Genomic DNA, 23,948 nt, shown 5'->3' with positions numbered 1-23,948 from the left:
CTTATCTAATTTTTCGTAATATCCAACATGCCTGTCATTACCAGTATGACAGCACGATTCGTATTCATTATAATACCATTGGCATCTGCGCCTTCGGTATTTCTCCCTTTCCCGTGAGTTTATATCTTCGTGGGTGCGGACTTGATGATGGGCTTCTTGATGGTGATGGTTGCGCTGGTGCGGATATCCTCTACCGACGCACCTATCTCCAGGGTGTATTTGCCGGCATCGGTTACCCATGCCATACGCTTTTCGTTGAATGAGGCGAGGTCAGCCAGGGGGATTGACATTTCCACGACCTCTGTCTCTCCGGCTTTGAGCAGTCGGGTCTTGGCAAAGGCTTTCAGCTCGCGGCTGGGTTTCTCCATCGTGCCCTTGGGAGCGTTGACGTAGAGCTGTACCACCTCTTTGCCATCTACGCTACCCACATTGGTCACCGGCACGCTGACGATATAGCGGCCCTTGACAAGGCGCACCTGTGGCTTGTCATATTTGAAAGAGGTGTATGACAGACCGTAGCCGAAGGGATAAGCCACGGCCTTCTTCTGCGTATTGAAATAGCGGTAGCCCACATAGATATCTTCCTCATAGTTGGTGTAGCCCAGGTCTTTCTTGGCGAGCACCACCGAGTCGGGGCGCAGCAGTTCGTCCCAGTTGAACTTGTAGTGCAGGGGGAAGTTCTTGGCAGATGGGTAGTCGAAGTAGTCGAGCGCAAAGGTCATCGGCAGTCTGCCCGAAGGACATACCTTGCCCGTGAGCACATCGGCCACAGCATTGCCGCCCTCTTCGCCGGGCTGCCAAGCCATGACGATGGCATCGACCTTGTCGCGCCATGACGCCACATCGATGACGCCACCCACGTTGAGCACTACAATCACAGGCTTCTTCTGCGCGTGGAAAGCCTTGCTAACCTGGTCTATCAGCGTCAGCTCAGCCTTGGTGAGCAGATAGTCGCCCTCCTTGTAGTCGCGGTCTTCGGCCTCGCCCGAGTTGCGGGCGATGGTGATGATGGCCTTGGTGCAGTCCTTGGCACGATAGCCGATGAAGGCGCTGTTGATGGCAGGCTCCTCGGGCTCACGCATACCGAAGAACCAGTTGCGGAAGGTGGGCGTATTCTGCTCGTCGAGCAGCAGATACTGGTTGTCCATATAGTGGGTGTAATAGGTATCGAGTGTAGAGTGGAGGTTTACCTTGCTGTTGTGCAGTCCCTCGACGAGGGTCACGGTGTAGGGCTTGTAGACATCAGCGGCGCCGCGTCCGTTGGCATAAAACTTATACGCGCCAAGTCCGAAGAGCGCCACCTGGTCGTCTTCCACGAGGGGCAGAGGGCGCGCCTTGGTCACCGCCTGCTTGGCAGCATCACCAGTGATGAGAGCAGGCTCGCTGTTCTTGAGCAGCACCACGCCCTCGGTGGCAGCCTCGCGTGCCAGCACGGCGTGAGCCTTGAGGTCGGGAGCGAAGGTGGCTTCGACGCCACGGTAGTGGGGTGTGCGCATGATGTATCGCAGCACACGCCGCACATTGTTGTTGATTTCAGCCATCGTCAGCGTACCTTTCTTCACGCAGTCCAGGATATCCTGCACCTGCTGCGGAGTACCGCCCATGAGCAGGTCGTTGCCGGCATGTACCTGTGCGCGGGTGTCGCGTGCCTCCACCCAGTCGGTCATCACGATGCCGTTGAAGCGCCATTCCTTGCGCAGCAGGTCGGTGAGCAACTTGTGGCTGTATTGGGTGTGCAGGCCATTGATACGGTTGTATGACGACATCACAGCCCAAGGCTTGGCCTCGCGGATGGCTATCTCGAATCCGCGAAGGTAGATTTCGCGGAGGGCGCGCTGCGACACACGGGCGTCGTTGAACATGCGCATCGTCTGCTGCGAGTTGGCGGCAAAGTGCTTGATGGTGGCGCCCACGCCCACAGACTGCAGACCCTTGGTGGCTGCCGCTGCCATATAGCCAGACAGCAACGGGTCTTCAGAATAGTACTCGAAGTTGCGGCCATTGAGCGGGTTGCGATGTACATTGAGACTCGGAGCCAACAGGATGTCGCCACCGTAGGCAAGCAGTTCGTCGCCCATTGTGGCACCCACGCGCTTTACCAGGTCGGTGTTCCATGTGGCAGCCAGCAGCGTAGCCACTGGGAAGCCGGTAGAATAGTAGGCTTTGCCGTCGCCTCTCACCAGCGTGTCCATGCGCACACCCGTGGCGCCATCCATCATGATGGTGTGGGTTATGCCCAGGCGGGGTATGGCGTAGGTGGTGCCGGCTCCGTTGGCGATGATATCCATGCCTTCAGCCGACTTGACTCCCACCAGCAGATGGGCTTTCTCTTCAAGGGTCATCGCTTTGATAATCTGGTCGATGGGCGCTTTGCCCAACTGGGGCAAGGGTTTTTGGGCGGTCATCGTCAGGCTGCACGACGCCACGGCAAATAGTAGGAATATTCTTGATAATTTCATGATAATATTGATTTTCTGCAAAATTAATATAATTTCATTAGACCTCCACGCTTTTAGGGCAAAAAGTGTGAAAGTGGGCGTAAAAAAAAGGATTGAGGGGCTGGTTATCGTTGGATGAATGAAAACACAAAAAGCCGTGGCGGTGGCTGTCGTGGTGTGAGTTATCTGCTGTGGTTACACTGGCATTTAGTTGGTGCGGATAACGCCTTCGGCTAAGCGCAACTCCGATAGAGTTGCTACTGCTTACACAAACCATCTGCGAGTTACCCCTACAGCTAAGCGCAACTCCTACAGCGTTGTCGAGGTGCATTCCATCCACTATGAACCAACCATACATGGCCTTAGTGCGAAGCCCCAACCCTACCTTGCCCAAGGGAAAGAAGCTCGAGCCAACCACCTCAAACACAGCAGGAATAAGCTCCAGCCCCTTGAGGAGGTCTGGGGAGGTGCGGCTGCTTTGGCGAGGGGCTTTGGGATAGACACAAAAAAAGGGCAGACTGTTTCTCATTACTGAGAGCAGCCTGCCCCATACTTTACTATTCACCTAATGCTTATTTGACTTCTATATGCTTAACGTCTTCCTTTTCCTCTTTCTTCTCGACCTTTGGCAGAACTACCTTGAGCACACCGTCGGCTACGTTGGCCTCAATCTTATCGGCATTTACGTTGTCTGGAAGAGCATAACTCTGACGATAGCTGGTGTAAGAGAACTCGCGGCGCAGATAGTGTTCCTTCTTGTTCTCGTCCTTCTGCTCATTCTTGTTCTCGATAGAGAGGGTAAGATAGCCGTCTTTGTCGATACTCATGTTGACTTGCTCCTTCTTCAGGCCTGGAACAGCGACTTCCATAACATACTGCTTGTTGTCTTCCTTAACGTTGACAGCCGGAGCTGTGGTTGTGGTCTGTGCCATTACGGGTGTATTGAAGAAATTGTCATCAAACCAATTGTTCAACCAATCAAAATCATTGTTTCTACGAACTAACAACATAATTATTACCTCCTAATTGTATTTTATATTCTTCTTTTATCTTGCCGGTGTGGGTCTCGTCAACCTTGCGATTGCCTTCGGCCTTCCGGCTTTCACTGATAGTTTTGCAAGTTACATACCAACGGCAAAGAAGTGACAATTTGTCAGTGCGACGGGGCGATTGTGGCAGCAATGTTGAAAATAATTGGCTTTTACTGCCATAATCATGACAACAGGAAGGCAATATGGCATCATGGCAAGGATGGCTGTGACGGCGGTAAAGACAAGGAGAGCGGCTGGCATCGCTATGCTCAGGACAAAAAAAATGAAGGCCGCAACTATTCCCATAGTCGCGGCCCCCGGATTGTTGTTTTTAAACCAACGCTATATTATGAAACAACAAATTATTTGAACATATAGAGTTCTCCTACACATGTCTGGTTGTACTCTTCGCCAAAGAAGTAACCATAGTAGCAAGTGTAAGGAATGAACTTTACATACTTACATGTAATTGCTGAGTAGAAGTTGATGCAAACAACACCATCTGTATAACCAGTTTCCAAAGCTCCACCAGTCTGAGATGTCCAGTTCTGACCATCGTTACTGGTAAAGATTTCAAGGGTATAAGGACCGTAAGGTGCGTCATAACCATACTGGTAAGCAACACCAATCAGAGGCTGGGGAGTTTTGAACTCACAGTAAATTGGCTCTGGACCAGCATACATATCTGCCCATGTGCTGGTGTATGTATCCATGAGCTTTTCAGTATAGTCTTCTTCCTGGAAGGTGTAGGTCAGATCAGCTGCAGTAAGCTTGGTCTTGGTCAACAGATCGTCGCTGAAGCCCTTGAAGTTGGTTACCTTCTTGTCCAACAATGTATAATAAGCATTGTGGTCCTTACCCACAGCAACCTTAGAAGCAGACTTGACGTCAGTAATCTTGATGGCTGCAATAGCTTTGCCAGAAACGTTTCTGATGGCTTCGCTGTCAGTTACTTTGAACTTGACAGGCTCAGCAGATACATTCTTGCCAGCAGGGATGGTAACAGTATTGTTCTCAATAGCCATACAGCCAGGAGCAAGAGCACTGTTCTTGTCAGCACCATAAGCAGCGGCGCCAGCAGCGGCAGCCTCTGTATCCTCAGCCACAGTAACGACTACGTCATTCTCTACAGGAGTAGTAATACGTACATAGAACTCGTATGTATCCTCGGGTACAACAAATCCTGCAGGAGTCTGAACTACAGTTGCCTGTGTTGCATTGGCAGGTGCAGATACCTCATTGATATATACCTTGGGGGCATTGCTTGGCTGCTCTTCGGGGTGAAGGAGCGTGCCCACTTCGGGCTCGCCCTGACATGCCGTGAAGAGGGGCAAAGCGGCTATCAGCGCAACGGCTGATTTAATTATCATTGATTTCATAATCTTCTTACGTTTTTACAGTTTATTATTTACCATCAATACGTACATCCTGAATCCATACAGGAGTTGAGTTGTCCTTGGTTGTAGCATCGTTGCCGTTGCCAGACCAGTCCTTGAACTGGTTGCCCTGACCCTCGTTGAACTTGTAGTAGAAGATGAAGCCTGGAGTGGCGGGGGCACAAGAGTACATATTGTTCTGAATCTCCTTCTGTGAGCGTGCCTTCTTCCACAGACGAACCTCGCTGTAGAAAGAGTTACCTCTGTTGTAGGAAGAGTTAGAGCTGATAGATACAGAAGAAACGCGGGTCTCCTTGCCAGGCATGTCCATAGAGTTGTCGAGCTGACCGTTGACATAGAGATACAACTTGGCACCGGTGCATACGTATGCGATGTGATACCATGTGTTGGCGTTGAAGAGCGTCAAGCTGTTCATCTGAGTACCCTGGGTCTTGATCTGCAGACGGTTACCCTCGATAGGAGCGTCACCGAAGCGAACGTAAACCTCATCGGGACCGGTGCTGTAGATGGCCTGGTTGTTGTACTGACCGATTTGTGTACCGAGAATATCCTTCTTGATATTCATCTCCATAGTCCACTCAGTAGTGGTATAAGTCTCCTTGAGGTCCTGACCAATGTAGGAATTTACGTTGAACTGGACAACAGGCTGGATAACCACCTGGTCGAGAACAAATACCATAACGCTACCAGACTTGAGGACATTGGCATTGCCGCTAACCTTCTCAAGACGGAAGGCGAGCGCATACTTCTTACCGCTATTCTTGAGCTCATCGTTGTAAGGATTGATGGTGAGTGTAGCGGGGTTAGATACAGAAGTACCGGGCTCAATGGTCACCTCATTGGCAGAGAGTGAGAAAGAACCTTCGGGCAGAGCAGTATAAGAAGTCTCGTTTTTGGAGTTGAACTGCTCGAGAGCCTGAGCATCGTACACCAGCTTGAAGCTGCTTGCCTCGGTAGCCTTTTCAGACAGACGTACGTTGATGTCTGTAGAGACAAACTCGTTGCCGACAGTAAGTTTCTGCGAAGAATTGGCATTGGTCGCTGTCTGCAGGATGTATGCCTGATTGGTGAGCTGGTCGTATTCGGCATTCTCACAACCTGTGAGGGCTACGGCGCCGAGAAGGATGCCACCATATATGAATTTTGAAATCTTTTTCATTATTGCAGTTATTATGAAATTAAATACTACTTAATCGCGGGATTCATAATCTGGATACCCTTACGCAGAGCGGGATAAGAAGGCTGCTTGCCTGCCATATACTCATACTCCATGTGATAGGTACCGATACCACCCTTCTGGACTTTCTTGCCATTGATGATGGGCTGCCAACGTGCCATACCCTCAAGACTCATCATCTCGTTGCCATTGCGGTCAGTAAATGATACGCCACCAGCAAGAGCAAAGTTCTCGAAGTTCTCGGTAACGATGTACTTCTTGGCAACCTCTTCGGGCTCGAGTACGCCATTAAAGTTCATGATAGTACCCTGGAGACGACCATCGAGGTTAGCGTCACCGGTACATTGGTAAGCCTGAACGATGAAGTAGTTGAAGCAAGGACCGAGCTCAGAGTTGATAGTCTGAGGCTCACCGTCGATGACGAGCATCTTGTCAGTACCTGACTTCGGACCAAGACGGCGGCTGAGAGCCTCTACGAATACTTTCTCGGCAGCGGGTACACCAGAGATGTTACCTCGATGACCGTAGTTAGGCTCATAGTCATAGTCGAAACCATCGTAGCCATACTTGTCGATGGTATCACAGATGGCATTGGCATACTTCACGATAGCCTCGTCGCCTTCACCCCAGAATGTAGTGGCATCCTCGCCCTCGGGAGTGAGCTGGTCGCCTACGTTCTGTACGATAAAACATACGAGAGCACGTGTACCCTTTACAGTCTGTACATATTCGAGGTCGGCCTTGCGCTCGGGTGAGAGGTTACGCCAGTTACCCCATATTGAAACGAAGTCAACACTATCGGGGAGACCGCGGAGTGAATTCTCGAGAGAAGCACCGGCACCTACCCAGTTACCAAACCATCCGAAGGCTACGGGGTGGTCGCTCTTCTTGTATGCTCTCAGAGCCTCATAGTACTCTGGAGTGCGCGCAGGATCGGTGAGATTGACGGGATTCTTTGTCTCGACATCTGTGTCACAGGCAGCAAACATAAAGGCAACTACCGACACGAGCAGCATTTTGAATATTTTTTTCATTGCTTTTGTCAATTTATTAGTTGATATTATAGTGATTACTTCTGCCACCACATCTTGGTAGCATAGTCATCGGCACCACCGAGGAGCTGTACAGCCTTCTGATAGTTTACAGGGTTGTTGGTAGGCTCAGTGTAGTCGAAAGGAATACGGTTGGGCACCTCGATGCTGTAAGAAGTAGTCTGGGCTACAGGGAATACCTTAGGATAGCCTGTACGACGAATCTCGCACCATCCCTCCTGACCGTCGGGGAAGAGGGCAATCCACTTCTGGACGATAAGGCGCTCAAGTTTCTCAGCTGCAGAAGCGCTGTTGTCCCACTTGATAGTGATGGTAGACATCTTGCCATGTGAACCACCGTAACCATCGGTAGCATCCTTATAGTCGGCAGGAGTACTTGCATCGTCTTCGAGGTAAGCATCTACGTTCTTGGCACCCCACTGCTCGAAAGAGAGCTTGATGGCCTGCTTGTAGAGAGACTCTACGTCGCCACCCATACCAGACCAGTTGGCCAGCGCACCTTCGGCACGGCAGAATGTCATTTCAGCTGCTGTGAGCCATACGCCACGAGAGTCCTTCTCGATGTTGGCTGCAGAGTAGAGACCACCGGCAACAGACTTATTACCAATGTTGGCACCGGCACGACAACCGATGATGGCGCGGTCGCCCTCGGTAGTTGTAGCACTGAAGTACTTGCTGATACGTGGGTCACCATAACCGTTCATATAGCTCTCGATGTCGGCACATGCGCGGCTGTCGCCCCACTCTACAGAGGTCTTCCACTGACCGTTGGGGTTGTAGTTGATGGCGCAGTTGTCGTCGTTAGAGGTGATGACACCAGCGGCAACAGCTTCCTCACCTACCTTCTTGGCATAGTCGGGAGCCACGAAGCGCATACGGATAGCCATACGCAGTTTGAGAGAGTTGGCAAATTTCACCCACTTGGTGAAGTCGCCACCATAGACCTGGTCGGCGTCCTTGAACTGTACGAGGCTACCACCGTTGGCGGCGATCATACCGTTGATTACACCGAGGGCGTGGTCGAGGTCAGCCACGAGAGTCTTGTAGATGGTCTCCTGTGAAGAGTAGGCATTGGGATCTTCCTCAGCGCCGATTGGCAGAGGACCATACATATCGGTAAGACGCAGGAATGACTGTGCGCGCAGGATCAGAGCCCATGCGTAAGGCAGACTCTCCTTGGTAGAGAGACGGGCAATCTCATTGAAAGCCGAAACAGTCTTCTTCATACTGTCGGCGAATGGATAACGTACCCATCCTACAGGAGCATTCATCTTGGCGAAGTTGCTACCAGCGAAACCGTTGTTGGCATAAGTCATGAAGCGGCCGAGGTAGTTACCGATAAGGTCTTGGTTCATCTGATAGGTATTCTCCTGCTCGGGGAAAGCCTCAGTCTCCATCTGAACCATGAAAGAACCGGTGCTATAGTTATCGCGGTTGATTTCTTCATTGTTGAGGGCACCACCGGGACGGTTGGCGTCTTCGAAGCCATCAGTACATGAAGCTGCGAGGCCCATTACTGCCACTGATGCAACAGCGAAGGTTATTGTCTTTATAATAGTTTTCATTTTGAAAGTCATTTAATGTAATTAGAACTTCAGTTTAACATTGAAACCTAACGAACGGAGACTTGGCTGCATGAAGTAGTCGAGAGCCTGGTAGAAGGTACCGGTAGAAGCTGTTGACTCGGGATCGAAAGGAGCCTTGCAGTAAATCATCCAGAGGTTGTTGGCTGTAAGACCGAGAGAGAGGTCGAGGCCAGCAAGCCACTTCTTGGGAACATCGTAACTGATGTGGGCTTCCTGCAGACGTACGTTAGTAGCACTGTAGGTATATTCAGACCAGATGGGGTTGTCACCACCTACTACAGCATAGTACTTTTCAGCAGGTACGAGACCTGTATTGACAGGGATACCTCCATTCTCGCGGGCTGCAGCAGAAGTCTTTGACACACCGTAGTAGTCCATGATGGCCTGGGTCTGGCTCATTACGATACCACCGAGACGGGCAGTAAGGAGGAAGCCGAGGTTGATACCCTTCCAAGAGAATTCGTTAGAGAAACCGATGTTGCCCTTTGGCAATACGCTACCCAGATACTTGGGGTTAGAGAGAGTCTTGCGGATTACGTTGCCGCTGGCGTCGAGAGCGATATTGCCTTCTCTGTCACGAGCAAAGTCGGTATAGCTGTACACGTCACCCATGGTACCACCCTTCTTCAGGATTACACCCACGCCGTTAAGACCGGTTGTGCTGATGGTCACCTCTGGATCGGCGAGCAGGTCGACAATCTTGTTGCGGTTCATACTGTAGGTAAGAGAGCTGCTCCAAGAGAGCTTGCCAAACTGGTGGTTGTAACCGATAGAAAGCTCAAGACCGCGGTTGCGTACGTTACCGGTCTGTACATACTCGTGATCATAACCCTCAGATACTGTGATAGGACGGAGGAAGGTCTGCTTGCGGGTATTAGACTGATAGAATGTCATATCCAGAGTCAGAGCGTTGTTGAAGAAGCGTGCGGTAAGACCGGCTTCCCATGAGTTGGTACGCTCAGGATAGAATGTCTTGGGGAACTTATAAGTTACAGTCTCATAGGTCTGAGTGTTGGGCTTGAAGTTGTAACGCCACTGAGAAGTGATGTTGGGGCTGATAGCCGAACCTACAGATGCCCAAGAGCCACGTACCTTCAGGTAGTCGATAAACTCGGGGAGCTTCACCATCTGAGAGATGATGGCAGAAGTACCTACTGAAGGATAGAAGAACGACTCGTTCTTGGTGCCTGCAAGGGCAGAATCCCAGTCGTTACGGCCTGTCAGAGTCAGGTAAACCATGCTGCGCCATCCCAGCTCAACGTTGGCGAATACCGAGTTGATGTTATGCTTGTTGAAAGCATAGATAGGACGGTTGTCGTTGGTCGCATTGGCATAGTCAATGGCGTTGGGGCTGAAGATATTGGAAGGAGCACGCAGACCACCCTGGAATCCATTATTGTCAAACTGTGTGCGAGAGAAAGAACCACCGACGTTGGCGCCGATAGAGAACTTGTCAAAGCTCTTGTTTACGTTGAACATCACGTCACCATAAACGCTCTGGTCTACAGCGTTAGAATAGGCGTAGAAACCATAGTCAGAGTGAGCGAAGAGGTTGATGGTAGAAGCATAGCGCTTGTCCTCAGACTTGCTGGTGGCACGGTCGAAGCGGATACGGCCCACTACGTCCAACCAGTCGAAAATCTGGTACTTCAAGCTGCTGTTGATCATATAGCGATGCTTCTTGGTAGTACGGTTCATGCGATTGGCAATCCAGTAGGGGTTCTGCATAGACAGAGCGTCACCGAAGTTCCAGTTCTGAACATAGATACCACGAGACTGGTCAAAGACTTCAAAGGTACGGATAGCGTCAAAGCTCTCGCCACGTGGGAAGAGGTAGAGCGCTACCAGCGGGTTGAAGTACTGACCCTGAGCCATGAGGTTCATGTCGCTCTGCTTCACATAGTTGAGGTTGAAGTCGAGAGTCAACTTGTCGTTCAGGAAGCTGGTAGAGTTGCGGAATGTGAAGTTGTAACGGTCATAGCTGTTGTTGGGCATGATACCGTTGGCATTGGTAGTACCTACCGATGCGTAAGTCTGGTTCTTGCCGTTACCTACTGTCAGAGACACGTTGTTCTGAATGTTGGTACCGGTGTTGAAGAAGTTTTCAGGATCGAAACCTGTAAACTCAGAACCACCCTTCTCACCCCAAGAGCGAACCTCACCGGGACGGTTGGCATACTCGTTCTGGAACTCGGGCATCTTGAATACGTCTGAGAACTGGGTACTGTTGCTTACAACAACAGACACGCGGCCTTCCTTACCTTTCTTGGTTGTGATCATGATCACACCCTGAGCGGCAGCCGAACCGTAAAGAGCGGCAGCAGCAGGACCACTGAGCACGCTGATGCTCTCGATGTCCTCGGGGTTGATATCGGCGATACCTTCACCACCAGGCTGGCTAGCATAGATACCCTCAGCAGTACCGTTGTTGCGGTTGTTGATTGGCACACCGTCTACTACGTAGAGAGCAGAGTTGCTCTGGTTGATAGACTTGGGACCACGCATTACGACACGTGTGGCACCACCCATACCAGCAGAAGAGGCGTTGATGTTGACACCAGCCACCTTACCGGCGAGAGAGTTCATGAAGTTGGTGCTCTTTACAGTGGTCAGGTCTTCGTTGCCCAACTGCTGTACATTGTAGCTAAGCGCCTTCTCCGAGCGCTTGATACCCAGAGCGGTAACGACTACTTCATCGAGAGTCTTCTCGTCCTGAGCCATGTTGATGGTCATACCTGTACCTGTGGCAGCCACTTCCTTGTCGGCATAGCCCAGATAGGTTACTACCAAGGTACTTCCGGCGGGAACTTTGAAAGAGAACTTACCGTCGATGTCAGTGACTACTGCGGTTTTTGTTCCTTTTACCGTTACGGTTGCACCAATGACAGGTTCGCCATTTTCATCGAGTACCTGTCCTCCGACTGTCTTCTCATTAGCCTGCTCCACCTTGTTGAAGGGAGCTTTCTCACTGGGCGCTCCTACTGCAAATGCAGAAACGCTACCAAGGCACAATGCCGATGAGAAAAACAATCTTAGCAAATTAGATTGCATTCTGTCCATAGGTTTTTTGTAAGTTATAAAATTAAACAATATGAGAATTTTCACTCAATATCTATGTTAGTTGTTTCCCTGTTGGGTCGCAATTGGTTTAATACCGCCCTGAGAGTGTCCCCTCTGGCTTGGGCGCGTCGCGGACGACGCACCTGCACCATAGTATGCTTTGTTCTGTTCACAAACTCATGCTTGAGGGTCTGTTATCATCAGGTTATGTTGTTTAGGTTGTATGTATCGTCTTTATTTCGATGCAAAGTTAAACCTTTTTTAGCAATTGCGCAATTATTTCTGCCATTTTTTATATGCCGGTGCCAAAAAATCAAGGTTGGCGACTATCTCGGCTGTCATTTTGCTTATTTTCCAAGGAATTAGCGTTAAGAAAAATTTCATTGCGACGCCCTCTGTCATGGGTGAAACTATCGCACGCGTGCGCGCGTATATATTATATAAGGTATAAGCACCGGGCGTAGGCATGACGAACCCGACGGACAGAACGGGCGATGTCGCCACGGTCGCCGCGACGGTCATATTCTGCCGCGCCATCGCGGTTTTTTACGTTTCAAGGTGCGAAATGAGTATTGCATGGGCTGATTTGTACATTGCAAACCTTGAAATTCTGATATCATGCCGCGTCGTTCGCTTTTCTTGCATGGGCAGAGAGTTGTTTTGCCGTGCCGTTCGCTTTTCTTGCATGGGTAGAGGGATGTCTTGCCCAAGCAGAGGGATGTCTTGCCACGCCAACAGAGAGTAGATGATGGTGGGCGCCCTCACTCGTTGCTCGTGGATGGCGGGCGAATGGCCGGACGATGCGAAGGGAGTGATGGCAGATGGCGAAGGGAGTGATGGCGGGTGGCGAAGGGAGTGACGGCAGGTGGCGAAGGAGGTTGGGGCTTTCGGCGAGGGAGTGATGACAGGCTACGAGGGGTTGGCGACTTGCGGAGAAGGTGGCAACGGTGGGTGTCAAGGGGAGGGGCTTGGGCGCTGCGGACACGAAGAAAGGGACAAAAGCGACTGCTGGTGTTTGCTTTTGTCCCTTTGCGATGACTGTGCTTGTCGGCTGTAGGCTGAGGGTATGGGCTACTGCGCTCCCCTGCCCTAATGTGCCGACACAGTTATGTGAGAAGGAGCTGCAGATTGTCGATGAGTTTGCCTACAGCGTGATGGTTGGCACGCAGATGGTCGAGCATCTCGCGGCGGGTAGGCATACGCTTTACCTCCTTCGCCTCTGCCACGCGCACGCTGAGCTTGAGGTCGGGGCAACCCAACGCAATTTGCAGCGTCTTCTCTATACGCGGCTTGATTTCGATGATTTCGTTGGCCAGGAAGGTATTGTCTGCCACCGCTTCGACAAGGGGATAGTCGGTGATGACGGGGTCGATGTTCTTCATACGCTGCGCCAGCGCGACATACTTCTTGGGCATACGGTTGCACATGCCACGCCACTCCAGTCCGAGCTGTGCGTCGTCGAAGGGCTTCCCCTCGGGCTGTGCGCTGTCGGCGTCGGTCTTGAAGGCGTCGTCCTCGATCTGTGCCACTTTCTCCTCGCTTTTCAGTATCGAGCTGAACGAGAGCGACGACATGCCCAGAAGGGGATTAACCATAGGTTGCGCCGCCCGGGATGGGGTCTTGGGCGCTTCAGAAGGAGCCACAGCCTCTACTGTCTGCACCTCCTTCTGCGGGCGGCGGACAGGGGGCTCAGCCACGGCCACCTGTGCTGCCGCTTTAGGCTGAGACGCTGTGATAAGTCTGAACAGGGATTTCAATCGCTTGGGGCCAGGCCCCACGCCGGCGGCATCGTCGGGCTGGGTGATTTGTGCCACCTCTATCAGGGTGATTTCAGCCAGCAGGCGCTTGTTGGAACTCTGCCTGTAGTTGACGTCACACTGGTTGAGGATGCGCAGCGCCTTGTACAGGAACGGTACAGAGCAACGCTGTGCCTGCTCTTTGTAGCGCTGTTGCTGCTGTTCGCTCACTTCGAGCAGGGCTATGGTCTCGGCATCGCGCGCCATGAGCACGTTGCGCACATGGGTGGCAAGTCCGTTGACAAATCTGCCTGCGTCGAAGCCCTTGGAGAGCACCTGGTTGAACAGCACCATGATGTCGGAGGCCTTGTTCTCGAGTGCCTGGTCGATGACCTTGAAGTAGTATTCGCTGTCGAGGATGTTGAGGTCTTCGAGCACCTTCTTGTAGGTGATGTCGCCCTGGCTGAAGCTCGCCGCCTGGTCAAAGATAGACAGCGCGTCGCGCATACCGCCGTCGGCCTTCTCGGCTATCATGTGCAGCGCCTCGGGCTCTGCCTTGATGCCTTCGCGCTCTGCCACCATCTTGAGGTGGTTTACGATGCCGGGCACGGTCATGCGGTCGAAGTCATAAATCTGGCAACGGCTGATGATGGTGGGCAGTATCTTGTGCTTCTCGGTGGTGGCGAGGATGAAGATGACGTGGGCTGGCGGTTCCTCGAGCGTCTTGAGGAAGGCGTTGAAGGCAGCCGTAGAGAGCATGTGTACCTCGTCGATGATGAAGACCTTGTAGCGGCCGAGCTGGGGGGCGATGCGTGTCTGCTCCATGAGCGCCTTGATGTTTTCTACCGAGTTGTTGCTGGCGGCATCGAGCTCAAAGATGTTGTAGGAGCGCTGCTCGTTGAACGCCTGACAGCTCTCACACTCGTTGCACGCCTCTCCCTCGGCAGTGGGGTGCATGCAGTTGATGGCCTTGGCGAAGATACGCGCGCAGGTGGTCTTTCCCACTCCTCTCGGACCGCAGAAGAGGTATGCGTGAGCGAGTTTGCCGCTCTTCACCGCATTCTTGAGCGTAGTGGTAAGCGCCGACTGTCCCACCACCGAGTCGAAGCTCATCGGGCGGTACTTGCGGGCGGATACAATGTATTCTTCCATACTTATAGGGATATATTTTAATGTTGCAATGATAGCGACGCCCATCGTCTGGTCGACGAATATTGGCATCTCTATTGCAAAAGTAACTAAAAATGTCGAAAGTTTCGATGATATTTAGTATTTTTGCACGTGTAATACATATAAATATGTTTTTTCGTAAAGGTAATATAGGCAATCTGCTCGGTCATTACAAGTATCTCATCGTAATCGTACTGGGTACAATCATGGTGGGTGTGGTAGGCAACAACAGCTTCCGCAAGCGCATCCAGTATGAGCTGCAGATAGGCGACCTCAAGGACGAGATAGAGCGGTATAATGCCCAGAACGAACACGACACGAAGAAGCTGCAAGAGCTGACGCGCAATCCCAAAGCCATCGAGAAGGTAGCTCGCGAGCGTTATTTCATGAAGACCGATGACGAGGACATCTTTGTGCTCAGCGATGACCAAACGACAAATGACAATGATGAAAACAATGAATAAGTGGCAGAATGCCATCTATCTCTCAGGCGGTCTGCTCATGGTGGTGGGCGCCGGCTGTTACTGCTTCCTGCTCTGGCAGCAGGTGATGTGTTGGATATTCCTCTTCGGCGCGTGCATGTTTGCCATCATGCAGATGATGCAGACCTACGAGGGCAACGACCCGACCATCAAGCGGCTCAAGCGCATACAGAGCATTGCCGACATATTCTTCATTCTTTCGGGCATGCTCATGGTAGACACCGTGTATCATGTTCTGGTGTCGCTCTTCGACAGCAACATGAGCGCGGGGTACTACACCTATATAGAATATGTATACAACAAGTGGGTAGTGCTGCTGCTTATCGCCGCCATCCTTGAGGTTTACACTACACATCGCCTCGACAGCGAACTCAAGAAAACAAAAAATACTTAAAAGTAGGCGCTAATCTATAAATAAGCATTAAAAAAGTTCATAACTTCGATATTAGATATTACCTTTGTGCTAACAAGCCGGGGGCTGATACTGGCGAGCAAAAGCTCGGTCGTCACCGCTGGCACAACAACACAGAACTAAAAGCTATATATGAAGAAAGTAGTATTTTACTTTATCGCCCTGTTGACGCTGACATCTTGTGCAAAGTCGTTCGACATCCAAGGCACGTCCAATATTTCCACCTTGGATGGTCGCAAACTATATTTGAAGGTATTGGTAAACAATGAGATGAAGAACCTCGACTCGTGTGACGTCGTTCACGGCAAATTCTCGTTTACCGGCACTGTAGACACCGTGCGCATGGCCACCATATTCATGGAAGACGAAAGCGTGATGCCCGTAGTGCTCGAAGCCGGCGACATCGTGGTCAAGATAGACAACACCCAGCAGGTGGTAAGCGGCACTCCGCTCAACGACAAGCTGTTCCAGTTCTTCAACAAGTTCAACCAGCTCAAGAGCCAGCAGGCCGACCTCATCCACCAGCACGACCAGGCCATCATGAACGGCAACGACATGAACGTGGTGAACCAGCAGCTCGAGGCCACCGCCCAGAAGCTGTCGCAAGAAGAAGACCAGCTGGTTACCAGCTTTGTCACCGAGAATTTTGACAACGTGCTCGGTCCCGGCGTGTTCTTCATGGCTACCATCAACAACACCTACCCCATGCTCGACCCCTGGATAGAGGACATCATGAGCAAGGCTACCGACAATTTCAAGAACGACCCATACGTCAAGGACTACTACGCCAAGGCGCTCGAGAACCAGCAGATTATGACTGGCATGAAGGATGTGCCTGCACAGGAACAGGCGCCCGCCCAGCCCGTAGAGGCTGCGCCCACACCCAACCAGATGGCCCAGCCTGGCGCAAGCAAATAAACAATGAACTCTATATGTCTACAATCATTTATGGAGGTACCATCGTCAACGAAGGCAGGAGCTTCCTCGGAAGTCTGGTCATCGACAACGACAGGATAACCGAAATTTACGAAGACAGCAGTACACCCCGTGGCCTCTATTCGGAAGAGATAGACGCCACGGGGTGTCTCGTTATGCCCGGCGTGATAGACGAGCACGTCCACATGCGCGAGCCGGGACTCACCCAGAAAGCCGACATCGAGAGCGAGACCCGAGCCGCTGCCTGGGGTGGCGTGACATCGGTGATGGACATGCCCAACACCGTGCCCCAGACCACCACCCTCGAAGCCCTCAACGACAAGTTTGAGCGCGCGGCGCACGAGAGCCATGTCAACTACAGTTTCTTCCCCGGAGCCACTGCCTCCAACCTGTCGCTCATCGGCCATGCCGACGCCCACCGCATACCCGGAATCAAGCTGTTTATGGGTGCCTCGACTGGCAACATGCTGGTAGACGGCGACAGCGCCCTCGACGCCATCTTCGCCGCCTGCGCCGAGCGCGGTCTGCCCCTGATGACCCACTGCGAAGACTCTGCCATCATCAATGTCAACATGGCACGCGCCAAAGTCCTCTACGGCGACGACCCCGACATCAAATACCACCCCACCATACGCAGCGAGGAAGCCTGCTGGCAGTCTACGCACAAGGCAGTAAGCCTGGCACGCCGCCATCACACCCGTCTGCATGTGGCCCACATCACCACAGCCCGCGAACTGGAACTCTTCGGCGCCGACGACCACATCACCGCCGAAGCCGTGGCAGCCCATCTGCTCTTCAGCGACAGCGACTATGCGCAGCGGGGCGCACTCATCAAGTGCAACCCCGCCGTGAAGACCGCCCACGACCGCGACGCACTGCGCCGTGGCCTCACCGACGGTCGCATCTACACCCTCGGCACCGACCACGCTCCCCACCAGCTGGCCGACAAGCAAGGAGGCTGCGCCCGTGCCGCTTCGGGCATGCCCATGGTGCAGTTTTCGCTGCCCGCCATGCTGGGACTCACCGACCAGGGAGTGCTCACGGTGGAGCGCATGGTGGAACTGATGTGCCACAACCCCGCCCGACTCTTCGGCGTGCGCGACCGCGGATTTCTGCGTCGTGGCTACAAGGCCGACATCGCCATCGTGGAACCCCACCAGCGCTGGACGGTCACCGAAGACATCATACAGAGCAAGTGTAAATGGAGCCCGCTCATGGGCGACAGTTTCGACTGGCGGGTGCGTACCACCCTGTGCAACGGCCGCACCATCTACGACCGTGGACACTTCTGCACCGACAGTCGGGGCGAAGAGATAGCGTTCAGATGAAGACCGTCGTCACCTACAGTTTCAGCCAGCTCGAGCCCTACATCAACTGGGTCTACTTCTACCACGCCTGGAGCCTCAACGGCAAGCCCGAGAGCGAGCGCCAGCGCATGAAAGCCGAGGCTCTCGACACGCTCCGCCAGACCGATGACCGCTTCAAGGCCCGCGCCATCATAGGGCTATACCCTGCCTGGGGCGACGGCGACGACATCGTGCTCGACAGCGGAGAGCGCATCCCCCTGCTGCGCCAGCAACATCCCGCCAAAGGATGCGACTACACGCTGTGTCTCTCTGACTTTGTGCGGCCTGCAGGCTATGGCGAGCCCGACCATATAGGCGTCTTCGCCACCACCGTAGACAGCGGCATGGAGACCGACTGCCACGGCGACATCTACCAGCAGATGCTGAGACAGACCCTTGCCGACAGACTGGCAGAGGCTGCCGCCGAACGGCTGCACTACGAGGTGCGCACACGGCTATGGGGCTACCAGCCCGACGAGCCCGAAGACCCCGCCCGCATGCTGGCTTGCGACTATCAGGGCATAAGGCCCGCCATAGGCTACCCCTCAATGCCCGATACCAGCCTCAACTTTGTGCTCGACCGGCTGCTGCACTTCACCGATATAGGCATACGCCTCACCGAGAGCGGCATGATGACGCCTCACGCCAGCGTGTCGGGGCTCATGATAAGCCACCCCGAGGCACGCTATTTCGACCTGGGCAAGATAGGCGACGACCAGCTCACCGACTACGCCCACCGACGCGGCATCCCCATCACGCTGATGCGCAAGTTTTTAGAATCCAATATGATACGACAATGATAGCCCGTGTGTTCATCCCTCTGCTACTTATCATCATCCTGCCCGATGTATATCTCTGGCTGCACCGTCTGCGCCGCCCAGGCTACTCGTGGGTAGAGCGGCTGCTGTGGCTGACACCTTCGGCGCTGATGATAGTCTTCAGCAGCATACTGGCAGTGTCGCCCAGCTTTGTGCCCGACGACATCTACTGGGCACGGCTCTACATCGCCCTGCTCGGGGTATGGGTAGTGCCCAAGCTGGTCTATGTGCTCTGCTCGGCCATAGGTCTGGCGATATGCCGCCTCGCCCACAGCCGCCGCAACTGGGGCCGCCTCGTGGGGATGGGGCTTGCGGGGTATATGGTCTACGCCTTTGTCTATGGCTATACCATAGGTTTCGCCGATATAGAGGTGAAGCACGTGACGCTGGCGGTAGACAATCTGCCGAAAGAGTTTGACGGACTGCGCCTGGCACATCTCTCCGACGCCCATGTGGGCACCTATACCGGCCGCCGCGCCCAGATACTGAGCCGTGCCGTCGACAGCACGCTCGCCCAGCACCCCGACCTCATCTGCTTCACGGGCGACATACAGAACGTGAAGCCCGCCGAGCTGGAGCCCGTGATGCCCATGCTCGCACGCCTCAAGGCTCCGCTGGGAGTCTACTCGGTACTGGGCAACCACGACTATGCCACCTATCTCGGCGGCACCGACGAGGAGCGCATCCGCGCCGAACAGCGGCTCTGCCAGATGGAGCGCGGACTGGGGTGGCATCTGCTGCTCAACGACAACTGCGTCATAAGGTGTGGCAGCGACTCTATCTTCATCGCCGGCATGGAGAACGACGGCGAGCCGCCCTTCCCCTCGCGAGGCGACGTGGGCAAGACCATGCGCGGAATACCTGCCGGGGCGTTTACCCTGATGCTCGAGCACGACCCGTCGTCGTGGACCCGCACCATACTGCCCCACTCTACCGCCCAAGTCACCCTGAGCGGACACACCCACGGCGGACAGATAGAGCTCTTCGGGCTGCGCTTCACCCAGCTGCGACAGCGCCACGACCTGGGGCTCTACCGCGAGGGACAGCGCTGGCTCTATGTCAATGCCGGACTGGGCGGCGTGGTACCCATGCGCTATCATGTAAATCCAGAGATAACCATCATTACACTGACAACGAACAAATCATAAAACCAATGAAGTATCTGTATCGACTCTATCAGCTCATCGTCGCACTACCCATATTCCTGGTAGCCAGCATCGTCACTTCGCTCACCACCATGATAGGCTGCCGACTGGGCAACGGCCACTTCTGGGGCTACTATCCCGGCAAGTGGTGGTCGCGACTCACCACCTTTATCCTCCTTCTCCCCGTCAAGGTCGAGGGGCGCGAGCATCTGCGCAAGGACGAGTCCTATGTATTCGTAAGCAATCATCAGGGAGCGTTTGACATCTTCCTCATCTACGGTTTCCTGAACCGCAACTTCAAGTGGATGATGAAGCGCAGCCTGCGCAATGTGCCTCTGGTGGGCGCCGCGTGCCACTATGCCCATCACATCTTTGTAGACAAGCGTGGGCCAAGCAAGATACGCGAGACCTATGACCATGCGCGCGACACGTTGCGCGAGGGCATGTCGCTGGTGGTATTTCCCGAGGGAGCCCGCTCATTTACCGGACACATGGGGGTATTCCGCCGCGGTGCCTTCATGCTCGCCGACGAGCTCCAGTTGCCCGTAGTGCCGCTTACCATCAACGGCTCGTTCGACGTGCTGCCCCGTATGCGCGACGGGCGCTTCGTCGACTGGCATCCGCTCACGCTCACCATCCATGCCCCCATCTATCCCCAAGGCAAAGGGCTGGAGTATGAGCGCAAGACGATGGACGAGGCATACCAGACCATCATGGCCGACCTGGACAAGAAGTACCAGGGATATGTAGAGAATCCCGACCAGTAACGACTGAGCCGACAACAGCCGCCATGGCTTTTTGTGTTTATATCATCCTATATTATGTCCTGCTGCAGGTAACGCCTGCGGCTAATCGCAACTCTTACAGAGTAGCATTAATTTGTAGTGATTTGCACCCAAGGTAGAAGCGCTGCGCACCTCAACCCTGGGCTATGTAAGCGCAACTCCTACAGAGTTGCCAAGGGTGCGTACCTTTCACGATGGGCTACCCCATCATTGTATGCGCACCACACACCATGGGCAAACACCATTCCAACATTGGGTGCGTACCGTCCATCATGGTTAGCCAATAACCGCCCAAATATATTTGACCATACTCATCGGAAGATAGTACGCACCCCCGGCAACTCTGTAAGAGTTGCGCTTTCCCAGCCCAGGGTTGCGGGCGAAAGCACGCTACCCTGGGTAAGATACCCACCAACATAGCAACGCTGTAAGTGTTGCGTTTAGCCGTAGGCGTTACTTGTCTCGTGCGTTTCCATGTTCTCTTGATATACTCGCATAAGAAGCTACAAAAAGTGATTAGCTTATTTCTTATCAATATATAACACCTCTTCTTCATTGCTCTCTTTGATGAACCACTACAAGCAACTGTTTTTTTACCGTCAACGGCGGACTTTTTGAACGGCCAACGGCCGCTTTTTTTACCATGCCGGCTGTTGTCGCCATGCAACGCATGGCGTTGGGGATGGTGGTGATGATAAGGAGGAAAACTCGTTTTCCGACTGGCGTCGCCACCGTCACCAAAAAGGCGAAGCCGACAACAGCCGCCATGGCTTTTTGTGTTTATATCATCCTATATTATGTCCTGCCCGGGTAACGCCTGCGGCTAATCGCAACTCTTACAGAGTAGCATTGATTTGTACTGATTTGCACCCAGGGTAGAGGCGCTGCGCCCCTCAACCCTGGGCTGGGAAAGCGCAACTCCTACAGAGTTGCCAAGGCTGCGTACCATCCACGATGGGATCATGACAGTCGGAGAGACCGGCTGCCGCATGACCGCCATACGCAAAGCGCCCTGCCAGGATGAAAAGCTGTATTTTCATCCTGGCAGGGCGCTTTGCGTTTAGATATGCGAGGGTGCCGGGCTGGCTCCCGACGGTCTTGACCCACATAGTCAGACCGTCAGTCAGAGCCACGGCATCACTGCACGGACTGGCAGACCTCGGTCTTGATGATGGCGATGTCTTCGCAAGGACGGTCATCGGGGCTGGTGGCGGCAGACTGTATCTGCTCGACCACATCGAGGCCCTCGGTCACCTCGCCAAACACGGTATACTGTCCGTCGAGATGGGGAGTGCCGCCAAGGGTGCTGTAAGCCTCGGTCTGCTCCTCGGTAAAACCTATAGGGTTAGCCTTGCAGCTGTCCTGGGCTTCCTGAATCAGACGCTCCTGAAGGTCTTGCAGTCCAGCGCGGTCGCGGTTGCGACGCATCTCCATTATCTCATCCTTATGGGCGGCCACAAGGTCGTTGAAGGCGATGGTCACCTGGTTCTGCTGCATCTGCTTCTCCATCTGCTTGAGTTGGGCAGGCTTGTAGACCGAGCCCCAGACGATGTAGAACTGGCTGCCGCTCGACTCGCGATCAGGATTGACCTCGTCACCAAGTCGGGCAGCGCAGAGCGCACCACGTTTATGGAAGAGACGGGGATTGATTTCGGCTTTGACAGTATAGCCGGGGCCGCCCATACCGAGGCGTTTGCCGGCAGGAGCGCCTTTCGAGTCGGGGTCTCCGCCCTGAACCATGAAGTCCTTGATGACACGGTGGAACAAGAGGCCGTCGTAATAGCCCTCGGCGGCGAGCTTGAGGAAATTGTCGCGGTGGAGGGGCGTCTCGTCATACAGGCTGACTACGATGTCGCCCAGAGTGGTTGTGATTTTTACTGTTGACATTGTCTATGTTTGTTGTGTTACTATGCTTATTCAGACTGTCCGTGCGCCATGCGTCGCGATGGTTGCAACGCTTTGCGTCGTGGTTGCCAATCTTCTACACAAAGGTAATACTTTTTGTTCTACCATCCACACAACTGCCCTATCTTTTAGACTATGGCAGCAGAAAATAGTGGGAAACATGGGGACCTGGGCCGAAGGGGCATGATGGAGTAGTAGAAAAGTGATGTGGCAACAGATGTGCATGTTAGCTACTGCCAGACTATTGACATTATTTTCACCCCCAGCCATCACTTTTCCCCCAATTTCCTTTGCGCGTGTGTACATTATTATTATATTTGCAATGTAAACATCTTAACCCCTGACCATGCGCCGCCAGATTGTCATAATGCTGTTGGGGCTCATGACCACTCTGAGCCTCCCTGCTTTCGCCATTGCCGGAAGCAGAGAGAGTGACCACGCCCCCCAACCCTACAAATACATTGGCAAGGAGCTCGACCGCACCCACGGACTGGACTGGTACGACCACGGTGCCCGCCACTACGACCCCGTCACGGGAAGATGGAACGTAATGGATGCCTTGGCGGAGAAATACTACCCATGGTCGCCATATGTGTCGTGTGGGGACGACCCCGTGAACTACATTGATGCAAGGGGGGGACAGCGCATGGGCTGTAAGAAGACAATGGAGTGAAGAGGATAGTGAGAATTTTTCCAATTTTGTACAATTAAGAACAGGAGAGTACAATATAGCGGATAGTGCTATAATAGATAGTATTTGCAAATTATATAACTCATATTCCTGTGAATTTATTATTTGTACATTAGGATATACAGAAGGACCTCATGCATATACATCAGTTGTCTTTGTCAAGAATGCTGACGCAACTGATTATTGGTGCATAGCACGCCCTAAAGGGATGTGTACAGAATGTTGCGAAAACAAAGAGAATAATCCATATATAAAAAGACATGGAAATATAGAAAGTGACGAGCTGTTTTCTTATAAGGAAAAAAGTCTATGTGGAGTTACTATGAAAGAAAATTGTTTATATTTCGTACCACCTCTATTTTTTGAGAAATTAATTATCTACAAAAAAAACAGCAGTACATTCTATTTTGAAATGGGGATAAGTCCTAAGAGCTACTCCCCCTCACAAAAAAGAGAAAGATACAGAAGAGAATGGGAGGCTATTATAATAAAGTATATCAATAAAGTATGCTTATGAATTCAGTGAAAGGCAGCACTAAAGCACAGGGTTTCCCACTAACTTTGCACGATGTTATGGGCGACAGCCGCAACACCGGCCTGCAACCCTATAAACCTGAGTTCGGGATAAGCGACTGTCGTTTTTCTTGCTATGCTAGATTTCCGATAGGTGCATATTACATTTGCCCTCCAAACAATATGGATGGCAAAATGCAGAATTGTAAAGTCCAAATGAAGTTTACTTTATAACAGCAAGCTGTCCGTCAACATTCTCTATGCAATA

General features: G+C 52.8%; 21 protein-coding genes. 9 read left to right on the top strand and 12 right to left on the bottom strand.

All coding sequences use genetic code 11. From position 1 onward, the window contains the following. Window positions 1–119 precede the first annotated feature (119 nt). The 10 genes from CIK92_RS10655 to CIK92_RS10605 all read right to left on the bottom strand — a co-directional run bounded on the left by CIK92_RS10655 (window position 120) and on the right by CIK92_RS10605 (window position 14,629). Window positions 120–2,459 carry a glycoside hydrolase family 3 protein gene (locus CIK92_RS10655; protein WP_094389059.1) on the bottom strand — a complete coding sequence of 780 codons (2,340 nt, stop codon included), beginning with the start codon at window positions 2,457–2,459 and terminating at the stop codon, window positions 120–122. A gap of 551 nt (window positions 2,460–3,010) precedes the next feature. Continuing rightward, complete coding sequence (locus tag CIK92_RS10645) at window positions 3,011–3,448, bottom strand: Hsp20/alpha crystallin family protein (protein WP_094389057.1); 438 nt, start codon at window positions 3,446–3,448, stop codon at window positions 3,011–3,013. Window positions 3,449–3,559: 111 nt separating this feature from the next. Next, entirely contained in the window at window positions 3,560–3,775 is a 216-nt protein-coding gene (locus CIK92_RS13485; protein WP_144289403.1) for a hypothetical protein, read from the bottom strand. 56 nt (window positions 3,776–3,831) lie between these two features. Then, window positions 3,832–4,848, bottom strand: coding sequence for a BT_3987 domain-containing protein (locus CIK92_RS10635; protein ID WP_094389055.1), 1,017 nt, complete (start codon window positions 4,846–4,848; stop codon window positions 3,832–3,834). A gap of 25 nt (window positions 4,849–4,873) precedes the next feature. After that, a complete protein-coding gene (locus CIK92_RS10630) occupies window positions 4,874–6,025 on the bottom strand; it encodes a BT_3987 domain-containing protein (protein WP_094389054.1) in 1,152 nt (383 codons plus the stop codon). A gap of 26 nt (window positions 6,026–6,051) precedes the next feature. Continuing rightward, entirely contained in the window at window positions 6,052–7,077 is a 1,026-nt protein-coding gene (locus tag CIK92_RS10625) for a glycoside hydrolase family 18 (protein WP_094389053.1), read from the bottom strand. A gap of 35 nt (window positions 7,078–7,112) precedes the next feature. Then, complete coding sequence (locus tag CIK92_RS10620) at window positions 7,113–8,660, bottom strand: SusD/RagB family nutrient-binding outer membrane lipoprotein (RefSeq protein WP_022309684.1); 1,548 nt, start codon at window positions 8,658–8,660, stop codon at window positions 7,113–7,115. A gap of 21 nt (window positions 8,661–8,681) precedes the next feature. Next, window positions 8,682–11,741: a SusC/RagA family TonB-linked outer membrane protein gene (locus CIK92_RS10615; RefSeq protein WP_094389052.1), complete on the bottom strand. Its 3,060-nt coding sequence runs from the start codon at window positions 11,739–11,741 to the stop codon at window positions 8,682–8,684. A 276-nt stretch (window positions 11,742–12,017) separates the two neighbouring features. Continuing rightward, complete coding sequence (locus tag CIK92_RS10610; protein ID WP_094389051.1) at window positions 12,018–12,278, bottom strand: hypothetical protein; 261 nt, start codon at window positions 12,276–12,278, stop codon at window positions 12,018–12,020. 569 nt (window positions 12,279–12,847) lie between these two features. Further along, complete coding sequence (locus CIK92_RS10605; protein ID WP_094384652.1) at window positions 12,848–14,629, bottom strand: DNA polymerase III subunit gamma/tau; 1,782 nt, start codon at window positions 14,627–14,629, stop codon at window positions 12,848–12,850. A gap of 146 nt (window positions 14,630–14,775) precedes the next feature. Here CIK92_RS10605 and CIK92_RS10600 point away from each other — a divergent pair, with 146 nt between their 5' ends. The 7 genes from CIK92_RS10600 (at window position 14,776) to CIK92_RS10570 (ending at window position 20,553) form a co-directional block, all read left to right on the top strand. Further along, a complete protein-coding gene (locus CIK92_RS10600; RefSeq protein ID WP_094384649.1) occupies window positions 14,776–15,111 on the top strand; it encodes a septum formation initiator family protein in 336 nt (111 codons plus the stop codon). After that, the gene (locus CIK92_RS10595) at window positions 15,104–15,523 is read left to right on the top strand and encodes a hypothetical protein (RefSeq protein ID WP_371591364.1); all 420 of its coding nucleotides are present in this window, start codon (window positions 15,104–15,106) and stop codon (window positions 15,521–15,523) included. The genes CIK92_RS10600 and CIK92_RS10595 overlap by 8 nt, the downstream gene beginning before the upstream one ends. Before the next feature lie 150 nt (window positions 15,524–15,673). Further along, window positions 15,674–16,459 (top strand): DUF4369 domain-containing protein, encoded by a 786-nt coding sequence (locus CIK92_RS10590; RefSeq protein ID WP_094389049.1) that lies wholly within the window; start codon window positions 15,674–15,676, stop codon window positions 16,457–16,459. A gap of 14 nt (window positions 16,460–16,473) precedes the next feature. Continuing rightward, window positions 16,474–17,805 (top strand): dihydroorotase, encoded by a 1,332-nt coding sequence (locus tag CIK92_RS10585; protein ID WP_094389048.1) that lies wholly within the window; start codon window positions 16,474–16,476, stop codon window positions 17,803–17,805. Continuing rightward, the gene (locus CIK92_RS10580; protein ID WP_094389047.1) at window positions 17,802–18,623 is read left to right on the top strand and encodes a vitamin B12 dependent-methionine synthase activation domain-containing protein; all 822 of its coding nucleotides are present in this window, start codon (window positions 17,802–17,804) and stop codon (window positions 18,621–18,623) included. Before CIK92_RS10585 ends, CIK92_RS10580 begins: the two co-directional genes overlap by 4 nt. Next, entirely contained in the window at window positions 18,620–19,789 is a 1,170-nt protein-coding gene (locus CIK92_RS10575) for a metallophosphoesterase (protein WP_094389046.1), read from the top strand. Before CIK92_RS10580 ends, CIK92_RS10575 begins: the two co-directional genes overlap by 4 nt. A 5-nt stretch (window positions 19,790–19,794) precedes the next feature. Beyond that, a complete protein-coding gene (locus tag CIK92_RS10570; RefSeq protein WP_094389045.1) occupies window positions 19,795–20,553 on the top strand; it encodes a 1-acyl-sn-glycerol-3-phosphate acyltransferase in 759 nt (252 codons plus the stop codon). 570 nt (window positions 20,554–21,123) lie between these two features. On the opposite strand, the gene CIK92_RS13480 is transcribed toward CIK92_RS10570, so the two are convergent. After that, window positions 21,124–21,339 carry a hypothetical protein gene (locus CIK92_RS13480; RefSeq protein WP_144008055.1) on the bottom strand — a complete coding sequence of 72 codons (216 nt, stop codon included), beginning with the start codon at window positions 21,337–21,339 and terminating at the stop codon, window positions 21,124–21,126. 369 nt (window positions 21,340–21,708) lie between these two features. Further along, window positions 21,709–22,458, bottom strand: a complete 750-nt coding sequence (locus tag CIK92_RS10560) for a peptidylprolyl isomerase (protein WP_094389043.1) — start codon at window positions 22,456–22,458, stop codon at window positions 21,709–21,711. Window positions 22,459–22,843: 385 nt separating this feature from the next. Between CIK92_RS10560 and CIK92_RS10555 the strand changes: the two genes are divergently transcribed. Both CIK92_RS10555 and CIK92_RS13475 read left to right on the top strand, forming a co-directional pair. Beyond that, the gene (locus CIK92_RS10555) at window positions 22,844–23,149 is read left to right on the top strand and encodes an RHS repeat-associated core domain-containing protein (RefSeq protein WP_254046063.1); all 306 of its coding nucleotides are present in this window, start codon (window positions 22,844–22,846) and stop codon (window positions 23,147–23,149) included. Beyond that, window positions 23,100–23,684 carry a hypothetical protein gene (locus CIK92_RS13475; protein ID WP_144289402.1) on the top strand — a complete coding sequence of 195 codons (585 nt, stop codon included), beginning with the start codon at window positions 23,100–23,102 and terminating at the stop codon, window positions 23,682–23,684. The genes CIK92_RS10555 and CIK92_RS13475 overlap by 50 nt, the downstream gene beginning before the upstream one ends. The last annotated feature ends 264 nt before the right edge of the window (window positions 23,685–23,948 follow it).

Origin of the sequence: Prevotella sp. P4-67 (assembly GCF_002251325.1) — a bacterium.
Classification (GTDB): domain Bacteria; phylum Bacteroidota; class Bacteroidia; order Bacteroidales; family Bacteroidaceae; genus Prevotella.
Note: the sequence above shows the minus strand (reverse complement) of the source record. Positions and strands in the feature narration are given on the sequence as shown.